At 52.7% G+C, this 16,587-nt stretch carries 14 protein-coding genes; 2 read left to right on the plus strand and 12 right to left on the minus strand.

The window, feature by feature from the left end:
• Positions 1 to 191: 191 nt before the first annotated feature.
• The gene (locus GCU45_RS04545; protein WP_152398228.1) at positions 192 to 836 is read left to right on the plus strand and encodes a cysteine hydrolase family protein; all 645 of its coding nucleotides are present in this window, start codon (positions 192 to 194) and stop codon (positions 834 to 836) included.
• A gap of 106 nt (positions 837 to 942) precedes the next feature.
• On the opposite strand, the gene GCU45_RS04550 is transcribed toward GCU45_RS04545, so the two are convergent.
• The 11 genes from GCU45_RS04550 to GCU45_RS04600 form a co-directional block, all read right to left on the minus strand.
• Complete coding sequence (locus GCU45_RS04550) at positions 943 to 1,257, minus strand: hypothetical protein (protein WP_152398229.1); 315 nt, start codon at positions 1,255 to 1,257, stop codon at positions 943 to 945.
• A 246-nt stretch (positions 1,258 to 1,503) separates the two neighbouring features.
• Complete coding sequence (locus GCU45_RS04555) at positions 1,504 to 3,255, minus strand: glycoside hydrolase family 2 protein (protein ID WP_152398230.1); 1,752 nt, start codon at positions 3,253 to 3,255, stop codon at positions 1,504 to 1,506.
• Between the two features lie 29 nt (positions 3,256 to 3,284).
• Positions 3,285 to 4,304 carry an acyltransferase family protein gene (locus tag GCU45_RS04560; RefSeq protein WP_152398231.1) on the minus strand — a complete coding sequence of 340 codons (1,020 nt, stop codon included), beginning with the start codon at positions 4,302 to 4,304 and terminating at the stop codon, positions 3,285 to 3,287.
• Positions 4,301 to 5,107, minus strand: coding sequence for a carbohydrate ABC transporter permease (locus tag GCU45_RS04565; RefSeq protein ID WP_152398232.1), 807 nt, complete (start codon positions 5,105 to 5,107; stop codon positions 4,301 to 4,303). The genes GCU45_RS04560 and GCU45_RS04565 overlap by 4 nt, the downstream gene beginning before the upstream one ends.
• Before the next feature lie 3 nt (positions 5,108 to 5,110).
• On the minus strand, positions 5,111 to 5,992 hold the full coding sequence (locus tag GCU45_RS04570; RefSeq protein ID WP_152398233.1) for a carbohydrate ABC transporter permease: 882 nt from the start codon (positions 5,990 to 5,992) through the stop codon (positions 5,111 to 5,113).
• 82 nt (positions 5,993 to 6,074) lie between these two features.
• Entirely contained in the window at positions 6,075 to 7,421 is a 1,347-nt protein-coding gene (locus tag GCU45_RS04575) for an ABC transporter substrate-binding protein (RefSeq protein WP_152398234.1), read from the minus strand.
• A 299-nt stretch (positions 7,422 to 7,720) separates the two neighbouring features.
• Positions 7,721 to 8,662 (minus strand): ArsR/SmtB family transcription factor, encoded by a 942-nt coding sequence (locus GCU45_RS04580; RefSeq protein WP_152398235.1) that lies wholly within the window; start codon positions 8,660 to 8,662, stop codon positions 7,721 to 7,723.
• Between the two features lie 434 nt (positions 8,663 to 9,096).
• On the minus strand, positions 9,097 to 10,071 hold the full coding sequence (locus GCU45_RS04585) for a Gfo/Idh/MocA family protein (RefSeq protein WP_244364435.1): 975 nt from the start codon (positions 10,069 to 10,071) through the stop codon (positions 9,097 to 9,099).
• 152 nt (positions 10,072 to 10,223) lie between these two features.
• Positions 10,224 to 11,603 carry an extracellular solute-binding protein gene (locus tag GCU45_RS04590; protein ID WP_152398236.1) on the minus strand — a complete coding sequence of 460 codons (1,380 nt, stop codon included), beginning with the start codon at positions 11,601 to 11,603 and terminating at the stop codon, positions 10,224 to 10,226.
• Between the two features lie 80 nt (positions 11,604 to 11,683).
• The gene (locus tag GCU45_RS04595; RefSeq protein ID WP_152398237.1) at positions 11,684 to 12,550 is read right to left on the minus strand and encodes a carbohydrate ABC transporter permease; all 867 of its coding nucleotides are present in this window, start codon (positions 12,548 to 12,550) and stop codon (positions 11,684 to 11,686) included.
• A 65-nt stretch (positions 12,551 to 12,615) separates the two neighbouring features.
• Positions 12,616 to 13,545 carry an ABC transporter permease subunit gene (locus GCU45_RS04600; RefSeq protein WP_152402790.1) on the minus strand — a complete coding sequence of 310 codons (930 nt, stop codon included), beginning with the start codon at positions 13,543 to 13,545 and terminating at the stop codon, positions 12,616 to 12,618.
• A gap of 222 nt (positions 13,546 to 13,767) precedes the next feature.
• Here GCU45_RS04600 and GCU45_RS04605 point away from each other — a divergent pair, with 222 nt between their 5' ends.
• The gene (locus GCU45_RS04605; RefSeq protein ID WP_152398238.1) at positions 13,768 to 14,670 is read left to right on the plus strand and encodes an SDR family oxidoreductase; all 903 of its coding nucleotides are present in this window, start codon (positions 13,768 to 13,770) and stop codon (positions 14,668 to 14,670) included.
• A gap of 354 nt (positions 14,671 to 15,024) precedes the next feature.
• Here GCU45_RS04605 and hpaB read toward each other — a convergent pair whose 3' ends face one another.
• Positions 15,025 to 16,482, minus strand: a complete 1,458-nt coding sequence (gene hpaB / locus GCU45_RS04610; RefSeq protein ID WP_152398239.1) for a 4-hydroxyphenylacetate 3-monooxygenase, oxygenase component — start codon at positions 16,480 to 16,482, stop codon at positions 15,025 to 15,027.
• Positions 16,483 to 16,587: the final 105 nt, after the last annotated feature.

Below are 16,587 nucleotides of genomic sequence, written 5' to 3' on the forward strand. Positions count from 1 at the left end.
AAAAATTGGTTTTACCGATCAGCAGGTCGGAGGAATTTCCGATCGTGTAAGAATAAATAACATATATTATCCTATTTATATCATATTTCTTGTCATTCAGGGTATAAAAAAGTGCGATATCCTGTAATTGGGGTTCTAATGTTATATTATTTGACATATACACAACAACATTTATTTTGGAGGGATTTCATTTGAGTACCCATGCATGGCTTCATCCGGAGGATACCGCCCTGATCATCATCGACATGCAAAACGATTTTTGCCACGAAAACGGAGCCTGCGGCCGCGCGGGAGTCGTCGATATTCCGGCTTTCCAGGCTTGTGTGCGGCCCATCCATGACCTTACCGGTCAAGCGAGGGCTAGCGGGGTGCCGGTCATCTTCGTACAAATGACGTTGGATGCGGGCACTACCTCCCAGGCATGGGAGCTGCAGCATACGGCCAGCGGCAACCCGCTTCGGATCGTCGAGAAGGGAAGTTGGGGCACGGAGCTGTACGGGCTGGAGCCCAAGGAGGGCGATTATGTGGTGGAAAAGCATCGGTACAGCGCATTTATCGGCACCAACCTCGATTTGATGCTGCGCTCTCTGGGGTGCACATCCGTTGTCCTGACCGGCGTCCTCACGAACGTATGCGTGGAGTCGACCGCCAGGGACGCATTCATGCTCGACTATAACGTGACGCTCGTCGAGGACGCCTGCGCCGGTTCCTCTGCCGAGGCCCACGAAATGACCTTGTCGAACATTGCGCAGTACTTCGGGAAAGTCATGAAAGCCGGAGACGTGAAGGCGGTCTGGTCGGAATTAACGGCCGGTGTTGCTATCCTAAACGGATGAATATCCGCTCTAAAAGGCTAAGCTGCATTTGCTTGGTTCCGCTCGATCATCAAAAAAAAGGGAGCCCGCCGGCTCCCTTTTCTTCATTAACGATTATTCTAATGCCTTAATTGACCAGCTCCGCCTTAAACACGCCATCCAGCGTCTCGCCGGCGTCCAGCCGTTTCTTTAACGGAACCTTCACATCTCTGGCCAGTTCCTTGAAGAACGTTTGAACATCGCATTTGACGTCGTTCAGTTGCACGTTGATGGTACCATCGGCCGTAATGTCACGGTTATCTTCAGAGGGAACCGACACGACGAGATCGTACTTTTTCATCAATGTCTTACTGTACCTCGTGAACACTTCGATCAGCTCATCGTTTTCGAAGTTCCCGATGGCATTTTTGCCTTTGTTTGTAAAAATCAGCTTCATTTCCATTTCTCATTCCCCTTTTCCTGTATCACCATGGTTTTATTCGGACTCGGGTTCCATTGGTCACGCGATGGTTCTAAACAAAGAAAGGGCCCACTTTATCCTGATCAATCATATCTTTGTCTTTTGTATTATAACAGTCTTTATACCGATTAACTAGGCGATGCCACCATTTACAAAAAAAGAAAGCCCCTAAACGGGGCCCTCTTCACTCTTTATTTACATATTAGCCACTCTATTTTAAAAGGTGTATCAACGTCCCTGCACAATCTCACGGATCTTCTCCAGCGGAATCTTTGGCTGCCGGTCGTATGTCAGCAAACCGTTAATTTCCTGTTCGACGTCCGTCAGCTGCGTATAGCAGAAGCCCTGAAGCACGGGCGAAGCGAGAGTGCCCTGAACCACGTCGGCCAGGCGCCGTTCGAAATCTTCCTCATTCGACGCTCCGGAGTAACCCCACCCTTCCTGGTTCCCCTTCTGGAATGAGATTCCGCCGAATTCGGTAAGCAGCAGCGGCTGTCCTTCATAAGGATACCCCGGCACCAGAATCCAGCGGTTGCCCGGTTTTGCCTGAAGCGCCTGCTCCACGGTCGAATAGCGGTCTGCCAGCACTTCTTTGCGCCATTCGTAATCATGAATGGTAACCAGGTCGGTTTTGACCAGTTCCCAGCCGTCGTTAGAGATGACCGGACGTGACATGTCCAGCGATTTGGTCATGTGATACAGCGCCAGCGCATGCTGCTGCTCGGCAGGGCTCACCAATATATTCGTTACGCCCCAGCTTTCATTGAGCGGAACCCAGGCCACGATGCAGGGATGATTATAATCCCGCTCCACCGCCTGCAGCCATTCCCGGGTGATCTGACCGGCATAGGTTTCCGTGAACCGGAATGCGTTGGCCATTTCTCCCCAGACAAGCAGGCCCAAACGGTCCGCCCAGTACAGGTAACGGGGGTCTTCGATTTTTTGATGCTTTCGGGCGCCGTTGAATCCCATTTCCTTCGTCAACTCAATGTCTTTTTTCAGCGCTTCATCGGAAGGTGCGGTCAGCAGGCCGTCCGGAAAATACCCTTGGTCCAGCACCATTTTCATATAATAAGGACGGTTATTGAGCAGCACGACGCCGTCCTCGATCGAAATTTTCCGCATGCCGAAGTAACTGGCGACGGTATCCACCGCTTCTCCGTCAACCAGGAGCGTCAGCTCCAAGTCATACAAATTCGGGCGTTCAGGCGACCACCAGCGCCCCAAGCCATGATCGTTAAAATCGTGCAGGCGGATGCGGCGCATCTCGTCTTTCCCCGTCACCGAAAAGGTATCTTCGGAAACGACTTGCCCCGCGAAAGAAATAACCGACTTTAATTGAAGCTTGGCCCGGGTGTCCCAGCCCTGAATGAAAGCCTGCAGGGACACTTCATTCGTATCGATATCCGGCGTCAGCCGAATCCTACGGATATGGAGGTCATGCACAGGTTCGATCCATACCGTCTGCCAAATTCCCGTCGTTCTCGTATAGAAGATTCCGGCGGATTGTTCCTCCCAGTACTGCTTGCCCCGCGGAAGCGCCGCGTCCCGGCTGTAATCGACGGCTTTTACCACGATCGAGTTGTCCGCACCCTGAAGCAGGTCCGTAATATCCGCTTGAAACGGTGTATGACCGCCTTCGTGAATAGCGGCGAGCCTGCCGTTCACCCATACTTTGCATTCATAATCCACGGCACCGAAATGCAGAATCAGCCGCTTGCCTTGGTACGCTGTCGGCACCGTAAAGTTCCGATGGTACCACACGATATCATGGAACGAAGGATCTCCGATTCCGCTCAGCTTGCTCTGATAGCAAAACGGAACCTGGATGGTCCGCGAGAAGGAAGGATGCTCGTACCATTTTTCCCTCTCGCCGGCCGCTTCGTCATCAAATTCAAAATTCCATACTCCGTTAAGGTTGAGCCAATCCGCTCTAACCAATTGTGGGCGAGGATATTCGCCGCGCAGCATCTCTGTCATTTCTCTCTACTCCTTTGAAGTAATCACATTTAGCGCGTACGCTTGGTAACGATCCAGCTGCAAAATCCGCATACGGCGAGCCATCCTGACGCGTACAGCAAGCCGCCGCCGCTTCCGACGAGAAGATCCGGCCGGCTGCTTTTTACCGTAAAAATCAGTAAATTGCTGAGCACCAGATACAAAAGCACGTTCCGCCCCATCGACTCCAGAAAGCCAAACGCGTACGGAATGCGTTCCAATACCCTGGCCAGCAAATAATAACCATATAATATGAAGGCAGCACCGATAATCCAGAACAATGAAGGCGGAAACCGCGAAGGAAGCTCCCCGGCATACCGCCAATTTGCCGCAAACAGTCCGGTTGCAAGCACCGATCCGGCGAGAACGAGCCAGTCGAAGCGAATCCGGTATTTGGCGAACAAGATCCCAAGCAGGTAATACGGAAAATATTGAACAGGCGGAAACGAGGCGAAATCCCTCGTGCCGACCAATAACCCAAGCTGGGGAACATGGACCGCTCCATAAGGAAACAGCGTCCCTGCAAGCAGCAGGCCGGCCGCCAGAAAACCAAGCCACTTTCGCCCGGATAGCCAGCGCAGCGGAACGAACAGGACTAAGCCGAGGACCATCAAATACGTAAAAGACACCAGGAACTCGGACCAGCCCGGAATATCCTTCAGCAGCATGATCGGCCGAATCGTGTCCCACTGGAGCGGCGCTCCGTCATGGAACACCCTGAACGCCGTTCCGGATACATAAAAGGCCAGCAGTGTTTTCAGCGCGGCTGCCAGCATCCGCGGGCAAGCGCTGCGAAACGGCTTGGAATAATAAGCAAGCTGCGATACATACCCGAAGCTGAACACAAACCCCGAAAAGGTGATGAGGTTGAAGAAATCGATCCAGCGGCTGATGGACGGGTATACGACCGGATCGCTGAAAAATTGCAGCGTGTGGCAGCACACCATCCCGACGATCAGCAGTCCTTTGAACAAATCGATGGCACGCTCGCGCCGCTTCGGCTCAATCCCGGCTACGGCCGTGCCGCTCACCCTTTAATCCCCGACAGGCTGATCCCCTTGATGATTTGCCGTTCAAAGATCACAAACAGAATAATGATCGGGATGGAAGACAGCGTGTTCACAACCATCGGCTTCACGTAATCCTCCGAGTACTGGCTCATCAAGGTCGGAATTCCCATCGGCAGCGTAAACAGCTTGTCGTTTGTCAGCGACAGGAATGGCCAGAGGAAATTGTTCCACGAGCCGATAAAGGTCAGAATCGCCATCGACGCGAGCGCCGGGCGGGTCAGCGGCAGCATGATCACCGCGAATATTTTCCACACGCCGCCTCCATCCATCTGCACGCTCTCAATCAGGTCGTTCGGGATGCCGTCAAAAAATCCTTTAAGCACGATAACCGCCATCGGCGAAGCCAGCGCTGTGACGATCAGCCCCTGGTACGAATTCAGCAAATGCATGTCCTTGGCGACCTGATACAGCGGAATGATGGTTGCTTCGCCGGGAACGAGAAGACCCGCCAAAATGAAAAAGAACATGATGGCTTTAAAACGGAAAGGAATTTTGGACAACGCATAAGCCGCCATAGCCGCAACTAGAACGGTCAGAACCGTGACGACGCCTGCGACGAAGAAGCTGTTCCACACCCACTGCATCAGCTTGGTGCCGCTGATAATTTGTCCGTACACCGCGAGAGAATATGGCGGCGTAAACCAGTCGAACAAACCGGAGACCTTCATTCCTTCCTGCTTGATCGATACGACCAGCATCCAGACCAGCGGAACCAGAAACACGCACGCCGCGATGACAGAAATGATCCGGTATACCCATTTCATGCCTTAAGCCGCCTCCTTCCGGTTGTTAACGATATACTGGATAATCGACAATACGAGCAAAATCGCAAACAGCATATAGGACATCGTCGCCGCGTAACCCAGGTCATTTTTTTTGAAACCGCTCTGGTAAATGTACTGGATGATCGGCCTTGTCGAATCCAGCGGTCCGCCGCCCGTAATGATGTAAATTTGCATGAACACTTTATAGGAAGCGATAATTTGCAGCATCAGAATCATCCGTGTGATCGAATTCATCATCGGCAGCGTGATCCGCCAGAACATCTGCCCTTTGGCCGCGCCGTCCAGCGATGCCGCCTCATAAATTTCGTCCGGAATTTCCTGCATGGCGGACAGATACAAAATAAAGTTGAACCCCACCGTCCACCACAGCGTCAGAGCGGCGACCGCAATCCAGGCCAGCGACGGCTCGGTGAGCCAGAAGATCTCTTTCCCTTCCGCCAGGATGCCGAGTCCATGCAGAATCCCGTTAATGAAGCCGGTATAGGGCTGGAACATAAACAACCCCAAATACGATGCCACCGAAACCGAAAGAATGCTTGGCAGAAAAAACGCACTGCGGTACAGCTTCTGCAGCTTGGATTTCCGGTTCGCGATAAGTGCCAGCGCGATGGCCAGCACGATCATGGTCGGCGTCGTCAGAAAGACGAAAATCGTAGAATGCCATACCGCAGCCCAGAACTGGTCGTCATGAAACATGCGCTGGAAATTGTCCCACCCGACATATTTCATCTTCCGGATCAGGGTCCATTTATAAAAGCTCATCTGCGCGCCCTTAATCATCGGCCAGATCGTAAACAACACATACACAATCAGAAAGGGCAGTAAAAAAATCAGTGCCTGCAAGTCGATCCGAAGCTTCTTCATGACTCACCTTCCTCTCCCACATCGCTCAGGCAGGCTTGGAGCCAGCCGCCCCAAACCTGTCTGATGGATCATACCCTCATGGTTACTCGCTTAAAACTTTACCGATCTCGGTCTGCATTTTGTCAACGGCATCCGAGCTCGACATCTTGTTGGACCAAACTTCGTTCAAATATTTAAAGAGCGCGTTATCGCGGATCTGCCAGTTCTTGTCGGAATGCTTGTTGAATTTAACTGTGCTTGCCACCGAGACATAATCGCTCCGGTACGGCATCTCTTTGAATTCCGGCTTGTCGAATACGGCCGGCTTCGAAGGGATATGGCCTGCTTTCGCCCAGATTTCTCCGTGGTCGGCGATCCAGTTGGCGAAAATCAGTGCAGCTTTGCGCTTCTCCGGATCTTCATTGCTCGTTGCCGGCAGAATGATCGTATGCGAATCGCCCCATGTCGCTTCCTGGTCGAAAACTTTAGGGATCGGCATGGCCCCGAATTCCAGCCCTTTCGTTTTCTCCCACGTTCCGGTCGCCCACACGCCGGTCATCATGATCGCCGCATTCCCGCTCTGGAACGTTTTATAGAAATCCGGGTCGTTCTGCTTGATGAAATTGTACTTATGGTATAAGTCCTTGATATAATCCGCGGCTTTTACAGCTTTTTCTTTGTCGATGTCGGCTGATTTCAGATCGTCGGATACGACGTCATTGCCGCCCTGCTGCGAATAAAGTGCCCACCAGAAACGGAATGGATCATCGTTGGAGCTCGAGAGCGCAAACGGATATTTGCCTTTCGGAAGCTTCTCTTTCAGCGTTGTCAGAAACTTGATGAATCCCTCGCCCGATTGCTCCAGAACCGGCTTGCCGTCTTCGCCGAGCAGCCCTGCGTCTTTAAGCAGCTTTTTATTGTAGTACATAATAAACGGATGTGTATCGATCGGAACCGCATAATGCTTGTCATCGTAAACGGAAGCTTCCAGAATGTTCTGGTTGAACGTGCTCCAGTCGATGTTGGCATCCTTTGCCGAATCGTCCAGCTCGGTGGCAACTCCCTGATTGATCAGGTCGGGAAGACGGGAAATATGGGAGATGCCCACATCCGGACCGTTGCCTGCGCCAACCGCTGTGATCAGCTTCGTATAATACTCGCCCCAGACGAGCTTCGTATTTTTCACCTGAATATCGGGATGCTCTTTATTGAACTGGTCTACCATCGCCTGCATGTTATCACCGTCTCCGCCGTCAAACAGCGTCCAGAAGGAAAGATTCACTTTCTCGCCGCTGCCGCCGCCCGTATCCGTCGAAGCGCTTTCACCAGTACCGCCGGACGCATCTCCGCCTGCACTGTCCGCCCCGCCACTGCTACCGCTGCCGCAGGCGCTGAGCAATAAGGTCAGAGACAGTAATGTGATCCACATGAAGCTGAATTTTCTTCTCATACGTACCCCCCATTTTCGTCACCGTAGTCGTTCTAAAGAACAACGTTATTGTTTTATTACAACTTTATTGTTCTTATGGGGCTATATTACGGCTAAACTTCTATTTTGTCAACGCATTCATTTCATTTTTTTGTAATAAAAAATTTTGAGATGTTTATATTCTCGTGCATATCAAATTAGCTTCATCGCTTTATCAACAAGAAAAATTTGCCTTAACCACGCTCTTCTCCCATAAAAATCCACAAGCCCGGTGACAGAAACAAAAAAACCATTGTTACAAACTTGTTGTAACAATGGTTTTACGCTTCCTCCGTGAGGGGAACATATTGAATACGCATCTTGATGTCCTGCTCATAATCGCCGAACTGCCGCCCGAAGATGTTCACTCCGCCTTTATGGACCGCATTTGGATCCACGCCGATCCGCAGGCGCAAATTCGGACGCCCATCCAGCTGAAGATCGTTGATGCCCACATCCGATACCTTTTTCATATCCAGCGTCGTTCGGTCCTCATCGACCCGCCACGTTTTCAAGAGGCCGTACTGCGTCGTCCAATCGAGCCACCAGGAGGGGTTCAGCCTGCCGCGGCGGTCCCCGAAATCCCCTGGACTCGTCCACATCCCGATCTCAAGCCCGTTCACCCAGACCGATATGTCCGAGGGCCAATCGTTATCGAAGTTGGGCGCCTCCGAGCAGATTTCCATGGACAGCTCAAGCGATTTGATTTTGACGTTTTGCGGAAGCTCCAGCGGCAAAATGTACTCCAAGTAACCTTTGCGGAACCAGATGATCTGCGCATCGATATGCTTTGGATGGTAGAAGCTCGCTGGCTCGTCTTCCCGGATGATCATTTCGGTGCCGCTCGCCATGCCGCAGGTCGGGAATACTTCGCAATCGCTGTACAATCCGATCGGAATTTCGACCTCATAAACGCCGTAATTTTCCTTGGTCGATTGGATCGCCGGGTTGAGACTGATATGGATGTCATCATAACTGCGGGTGCATACCTTCATCGCCCCCCGGGCCGCGGGCAGAAGCTCTGTCGTCAGCAGCTTGGCGGCCTCCAAAATTTTGACGTTGTTCGCCACTGTCGACACCGGCAGCTTGAGTGCTTCCGAAATTTCGATGATATTCATGCTCCGCGTGTAGAGCAGTTTCAGCATATCCACCCTCGCCCTGGTGGACAATGCATGGGCAACCTGAACCAGCTGATCCGGCTCATTCACATTCAGATCCAACATGCTAATCCTTCCTTCTTGTTCCAGCTCTTTTTATGCCTAAGTTTGAGTTTACCTTGTTTGGGACAGCAGAAGCAAGATCTTCGCAAGAAAACAAGAACTAGGGAATGCCGGGAATCCCGTTTCCTGATAGAGAATGGAGCCTTCTATCCGGAATTTATTTTCTTTTTGAAGGCGCTGTCCCCATCGTAATGATGATACAAATTGGCTTAACTGTGACTGTTTCCTTCATCGAATTGACGTATACAATCACTGAATCCAAAAAATCCAAATTGATAGATCGAAAACGGTTTACCAGATTCTATTCTGGAATACTCCGTCATATCCTGATTATGGAAAAGGCGTGATTATGCACGGCATCGATATGTTTATGCACGGCATACGGCTATCCGGATACGCAAAAAAGGAGCCCGCAGGCTCCTTCAGGGGCTCTATATTTACCCCCTCTTGGTTATGGTCACCGGCAATCCGCTTTGTGCCGATTCGTTGGCAGCCAGCGTCACTTCCAGCGTGTGCATCGCTTCTTCATACGGAGCCAGAATCAAGCTCTGGTCACCCGTGGCAACGGCCCGAAAGAAAGCGTCGTCCTGGACTTTGTAGAAATCGGATTTGCCGCGAAGAATGATCGTCTGCTCCGGTTCCAGAATGGTAAGCGACGTTCCTTCGAGCGTCAATCTGAAATCCCTTCCAATGATCTCCAGGGAGGAACGGCTGTCCGGCTGGGGTAGAAAACCGGTGTCAATGTGGCCGATTGCGCCCGAATCGAACACCAGGTTGACCGAAGCGGCATCCGGCGTCGTGATCCCGGGAACGTCCCTGTTCAGCAGCAGGGCCATGTCAGCACTGACCTTGTGGACTGTTCCGGCCAAGTACAGCATAAGATCCACATTATGGGTCGTCTGCTCTACCAGCTGTCCGCCCGATTTGGCATGGTCCACCCACCAAGGGGTATCCGGCAACCCGCCGAACCTGTGGGCCCGCACCATGGCGATTTCTTTGCCGGCCAGGTACTGTTTCGCCTTCTGTACCGGCTCCATATACCTTAGGCAGTAGCCTGTGGCCGTCATGACGCCCGCTTTCCGGATAAAATCCGCTTTTTGCCGTACAGTGCCCATATCCAGACCCAGCGGCTTTTCCACCAGCAGATGAATGCCCCTTCCCGCCGCCTGCTCTTCAATATCGCCATGGGCAAAGGGGGGAACGCACACAAAGAGCGCATCCAGCTGCTCATTCGCCAGCATCCGCCGGATATCCGTATAAGCGACTCCACCATACCGTTTTACGGCTAGTTCCGCCTGCTTCGCGGAAATATCGCACACGGCGACCAGCTCTGCCTGATCATGATCGTCAATATGCTTCAAATGCTCGGAGGCGATTCCGCCTGCCCCGACCAAACCAACACGAACCATCATGGGACCTCCTTACATACTGTTTTTCAAACACACGCAATGGGATCATTTGCTCCTGCCGCTAGGCAGCTACAATTTCGAATATCGTCCTTGCGTCTCCTGGTAAAAAGGAAGTGCAAAGGCCCCGTGAAGGGCCCTGCACTCGCTTTAACCTGTCACTTCAGATTGGCGGACCATTTTTCCGCGCGGTCCTGCAGTTCGTCCAGGAACTGCTGGATGTCCGGCGCGTTGCCGGAAGCCGCCTTGCTGATAAAGCCGTTGACGGCCGGGACGATATCGCTCATATAGAACGGATTGGCTTCGTCCATCAGCTCGGAGTGCCCGACATTGGCGATGTCCAGCGCCTTTTTCACATATTTGTCTTCCGGCTTCACAAAATCGGCCTGCTTGATCGTCGGTGTCATCGCGAAGTTCTCATACGTATATTTTTGCGTCATCGGGCTGGTCAGGAATTTGAGAACTTCCCAGGAAGCTTTCACGTCCTTGGCGTTCTTCGCCATGACGAACGGATCCACGGCCACCCAGCCTTCACCTTTCGGACCCATATTCATCACCGGCTCGAACCGGTCCAGCAAATCCTTGTTATTGTTTGCGATAAATTCGTTCATCGTCGCGCCGCCGGTGCTGTCCAGCGCAATCGCGATGTTGTTTTTCTCAAGCCCGAAGTTTTCCGCTCCCTGGGCTGTGATAAAGCCGGCCGGCGGCAGCTTTGCGGCTTCCTTCAGCCATTCCATGACCTTCACCATTTCCGGGGTGTTCAGATGCCATTTGATCGACTTTACGTCTTTCAGCGAGCCTTCGGCCCCTTTCGCTCCGAAAGCCAGGGTCAGCGCCACAAAAGTGGAGCCGTTCAGCGAGTTGCCCGACCAGTATACGCCGTAGTTCTGCTCGCCGGTTTTCGGATTTTTGCCGGTCATCTTTTTGGCTTTTTCCAAAATTTCTTCCGGGGGCGCTTTCTCCGTCAAGCCTTCGACGCCCCAGTCGCTGAACAGCTTTTTGTCATAGATCGTCATGCGGCGGCCCAGCACGGCAGGAATGCCGAACTGCTTGGATCCGTCCGGTGACTTGGTGCTGTAGGAATTGTTCATGATGCCGTCCAGATAAATGCCGGGATCAAACGATGTGTCTTCTTTGATCAAGTCGTCCAGATCACGCAACAGTCCGTCCTGATACCATTGGGAGGCAAAAGCTCCCCCGGTGTACAGCACGTCGGCATCCCCCGACATGAGCATCGCCGTTTGCTTGGCCTTTACGTTCTCCCAAGGAATTTGGTACAGCTCCACCTTGATATTCGGGTACATTTTCTTGAACGTCTTATCCATGTACTCGGTCAGCCCGATCGTCGGATTGCCTGTCTGCGCGTTGATGCCGTTGTCGAGCTGCCAGCCGGCCAGCGCCACCCGGACGGTTCCTTTCATGTCAGAGACTTGCTTGATTTCCACGCCGCCGGTCACGTCTTTGCCTGATCCCTCAGAGCAGGCTGCCAGCGTGAATACGAGCGTACAGGACAGCAGCAGCATAAGCCATTTTTTCATGCATGTTCCCCCTTTTCATCATCAGTGTGTTCGCAATCATCATAGGTGCCGTGCGGCCCCAAGGCCGCGCTTCGCCGGGTTTACTGCTTGATCCCGGACAAAGCAATGCTTTCGATAATGTAACGCTGCAAAAACATATATACGACGACGACAGGAATGAGACTGACCGCCGTTGCAGCCATAATGATCGAGGGCTGTTGGTTGATGCCGTTGTTATAGGTAAACATCGCCAGGCCGATCTGGATCGTATATTTGGCAGCATTCTTCAGCACCAGCAGCGGCCACAGCATTTCGTTCCACACGCCCAGGAACAGGAGGATGATCATGGTGGCGATAATCGGCGTGCAGAGCGGCAAATACACCCGGCCGAACACGGTGAACTCCCCGGCGCCGTCGAGAATGGCGGCTTCGCGCAGGCTGGATGGCAGCTGGTCGATGAAGGCTTTGGCCAAAAACGTGCCGAAGGCATAGTTAAGTGCTGGTAAATAAAAAGCCAGATAATTGTCCAGAAGCCCCAGCTTGCTGAAGAGCAGGTACTGTGGAATCATGGTCATTTCAAACGGAATCATCATCGTACTCAGCGCCAGCAGAAGCACCAGGCTCGCCCCTTTGAACCGCAGCTTGGAGAGGGCATAACCGGACAGCAGCGCGGACAGCGAGCTGACAACGATAACGCCTGCGCTGACGATGATGGAATTGATGATATAGCGGAACATTTTAATGTTCGTAAAGGCTACTTCATACGTGCGTATGGACGGCTCTTCCGGCCAGATTTTCGGCGGAAACGTAATGTTCAGCCGGGCCCCCCAGTCAAAGCTGGTCACGAGCATCCACAGGAATGGCACGATCATAATAAAGGAGCCGAGAAACAGCACGATGGCGAGAATCCACTGACTGAGAGGGATTTTTTTGCGGCGCAGCGTCTTGGAATCGGCCGTTTGGATCATGGCGGGACCTCCTTTGCTTAAGTATCATGTAGTTCTGATATGACGACGGTATTGGCTCTAGTGCGTCAGTCGAGGCTGTCTTTGCGGCGGTTCAACAGCATCATGACTGCGGTCAGCGCCAAAATGATGATGAACAGCAGATAAGAAGCGGCTGTGGCCAGACCCATTTGCGATGCCAAAAATGCGTTCCGGTATATGTACAGCACCACCGTCATCAGGCTTCCGCCCGGATTGCCCGCCGTACCGCCGATCAGCCACACGTCAGTGAACCGCTTCATGCCGCCGATCGTGCCCATAATGAGCATAAAGACGAAGATCGGACGTAAATAAGGGATGGTGATATGGAGCCATTTCTTGTACCCGCCCGCCCCATCGACTTCAGCGGCTTCGTACAGGTCGCGCGGCACGCTTTGCAGGCCAGCCAGAAAAATGATCGTGTTGTAGCCAAGCGCCCCCCACAGGCTCATCAGCACGATGCTGTAGCGCGACACCTCCGGATTCGTAAACCAGCCGATGGGATGGTGAACCCCGAACCAGCTCAGCACAAAGTTCAGCAGCCCTTCTTTCGATGGGAAAAACAGAAACGAGAACAGGAGACTGGTCGCTACCGCCGACACGACGTTCGGCAGAAAATAGACGGCCTTAAAAAAGTTTTTGCCGAAGTTCCATTTGAGATTGTTGATCAGGCTCGCCAGCACAAAGGATAATACGATGCCGAGCACCACGGACAAGACGCCCATCAAAAACGTATTTGTAAGCGCTTGCCAGAAGACCGGATCCTCCAGGGCATACCGGTAATTGCTGAGCCCCACCCACTTTCCGTTCAGCGACAGGCCCGACGTCTGGTGAAAGCTGATAAACAATGCGGCAAACATCGGATAGATGGCAAATGCGAGCACGCCGATAATTAATGGGGCGCTGAACAAATAGCCGGTCCAATCATTGCGCGTGAACCATTTTTTTCGTTTGGGTGTCATTTTCTTGTCAGCATTCATCTCATTGCTTACTATCAATCGGCCCTCCTCCTTCCAAAAGGATCCCTAATGCCAACAACATGCGTCATCATTGGGTGATCATCAGCTTTGGTACATATTTATGTCCGGGACAGCCGTTTATGTTCGTTTGTTATTTCGATGTAAGACTTAAAAATAACTGGCACACTCGCCCATCCCGTGAATAGACTGTGTACCATCAAAAGCTTAGGGAAGGATTGGCCGATGAACTATCCGTATGCTAAATATGGCGTCATTCACCAGTGCAAGGACATTCCGGTGGCTTTTCCGCCGGATCAGCACCAGCACGGGCAGCCGGGCATTGAATATGTGATGAACCCGCTCCCCGTATCTGAAAATCCGAACTATATCGGAACCGGTAAATTAAAGGACAAGGTGGCGATCATCACCGGAGGAGACAGCGGTATCGGCCGTGCGGTCGCCATCGCTTTTGCCAAAGAAGGCGCCGACCTTGTGATCGTATATCTTAATGAGCACAGGGATGCTCAGGACACGGAGCGGCGAATCCGCCAGCTCGGCAGAACATGTCTACTGCTTCCCGTTGACGTGCGGTCGCCGGGCTTCGCATCGTATATCGTTGACAGCACTCTGAGGGCATTCGGGAAAATCGACATTCTCATTAACAATGCCGGGGTTCAGTACTTCCAAACCTCACTGCTGGACATTTCCGAAGAACAGCTGCGCAATACGTTCGAAGTGAACATTTTGTCCTTTATCCTTCTGACCAAGGCGGTCCTCCCCCACCTCCGGCCGGGAAGCAGCATCGTAAACACCGCATCCGTGACTGCGTATGTCGGCAATGATACGCTCATGGACTACTCCTCGACCAAAGGTGCGATCGTCAGCTTCACCCGCGCTCTCGCCCGAAATCTTGCCCCTCAATGCATCCGGGTTAACGCAGTTGCTCCGGGTCCCGTATGGACGCCGCTCAATCCCGCTTCGATACCTCCTGAGCGGATTGCCGTCTTCGGCCGCGACGTGCCGTTGGGGCGTGCCGCCCAGCCTTACGAGCTGGCACCCACGTATGTGCTGCTGGCTTCGGACGACGGGTCGTATATCACCGGAACGACGATCCACATCAACGGAGGGCAAATGGTTACTGATTAGTGCTGAGGCAGAATCGCAAAGAGGGGCCGCTTTAGCATCGATAAAATTCGATCTTAACGGGACGGAGGCCCCGGGTCAGAATCGTTAAGCGGTTTGCAGGCAAAAAAAGAGAGCTGAAATATAGCTCTCTTTTTTTTGCAGCTTATGATTTTCCTTTTCCGCTGACAAGTCCTATGATCATGACGACAAGTGCCAATAAAGCGATCAGCTGATCGATCGTCATCGCCGCCCGCCTCCTCTGTGAAAGGATGGCTCTTCCCAGGCGGCTTCTCTCTCCCGTGCTGCTTGCGTACGTTCCCCATTACAGATATATGAGTGGTCCGGGTGGAATATGACCGATCCGTAGAACGGCGATTACAAATCCCGCAGAAATCGCTGAACCCGCTCCTTGTACATCTCCTTATCCAAATAGCCTTGAAACAGCCTGTTGCTGGTTACCTGCTGTCCCCCGAAGAAAAAGCGTTCGTAGAGCTGCTGCCGCCCGCCGAAACCGCTGCTGCTCAGCTCCCAGGCCAGCCGGAACAGCGCAGTCTTATCCCGGGCGTCCATGTTGCTGCCTTTAAGATAAGTCGATAAATAGGGAGCAATCCCGGATGCCTCAAAATCCTGCTCCGACGGAATCATAATGACGCTGCTGGACCCGAGCAGCTGGATAATTTCCATCATCCGTGCATACATTTGGGGATAGATGACGGTAGCGGACCAGAGCGGCTTATAGTCGGGCAGCATGCTTCCCCACCGGTCCACCTTTGCACCCGCTTCGGAAGCGAGCAGCAGCGCCTTGAGCGACTCCAGATTTACGATCACCTCTGTCACTTGTTCGGTGACCACGCTTCCGGTTCTTTCCAGTGCGTCGACAATGGACAAAATGACTCCCAGAACAAACTCGGTCTTCGCCACGTATCGGCAGCAAACCTGGTGTGCTGCATGAACGTGAAAGCCGCTCTGTGCAAAGAAGCGTATGGACAGGCTGTCGTTGCCAAGAATGAATATACGCTCCCAAGGAACGAGCACGTGATCGAAAATGACGAGAGTGTCCATTTCCTCAAATCGCGAGCTGAGCGGATAATCGTAAGCCGAATCGCCGCCGACCAGGCTTTCCCGGCTTATCCACTTCATACCCGGAAGGTTGTTCGGGACGGCAAAAGCAAAAGTTTCGGGGTTGTCTTCCTCCTGAAACAGGAACGATGCTGGCGGATACACGAGTATTTCATCAGCTGTGACGCCCTGGGTCGCCAGCAGAAACGCGCCTGACACCATGACGCCTTCTGTCGTCTGGTCGACGATGCGCGCCGCGGTATTGAGGACCGTTCCGTCATCAAGCATTTCGGCGGTACGGCTCGCCGCCGGCTGCACGAAGGCGTGGGACAGCGTAATGTCATGCTCTGAGCAGTATCGGTAGTAATTCCGCATGTTGTCCGCATACTTCGCATCCGCTTCAGCCAGCAGCTCCGAGGCGGCAGCGTAGGCCATAACGGCCGTGTTCATATAATCCGGCGATCTGCCGAGCAGGCCGAAATGCCGCTCACCCCACAGCATCATCGCTCTCCTGCGTCTGGCCAAATCTTCCTGCGTCTTCGGCTGTAAGTACGATAAGCCTACCGGTTCCCCGGTTTCCGGAGACGTGTATGTCATAAGCTGCGCATACTCCTCCGCGACCTGCATATCGTACAAAGACGCCTGAGTGCTCATTAAACCGCGGAAAGCCGCATGGTCGGACAGCTTTCCTTGGATTTGCTTACCTCGAAGCCAAACCTCCGGCTGTGCCTGGTCGATCCGTTCTATATACTCCTTACCGTTTTTCACCGGCATACGGATGGCTCCCTTCCTAGAAATGTTACATTCATCCTATTCCACTCCGCTGTATGAAGTGAGGTATGACCGCCTAATCATGAAGGCTCTGCATGAACAAAAAAT

Source organism: Paenibacillus cellulositrophicus, assembly GCF_009363095.1.
In the GTDB taxonomy this organism is placed as follows: Bacteria; Bacillota; Bacilli; order Paenibacillales; family Paenibacillaceae; genus Paenibacillus_AQ; species Paenibacillus_AQ favisporus.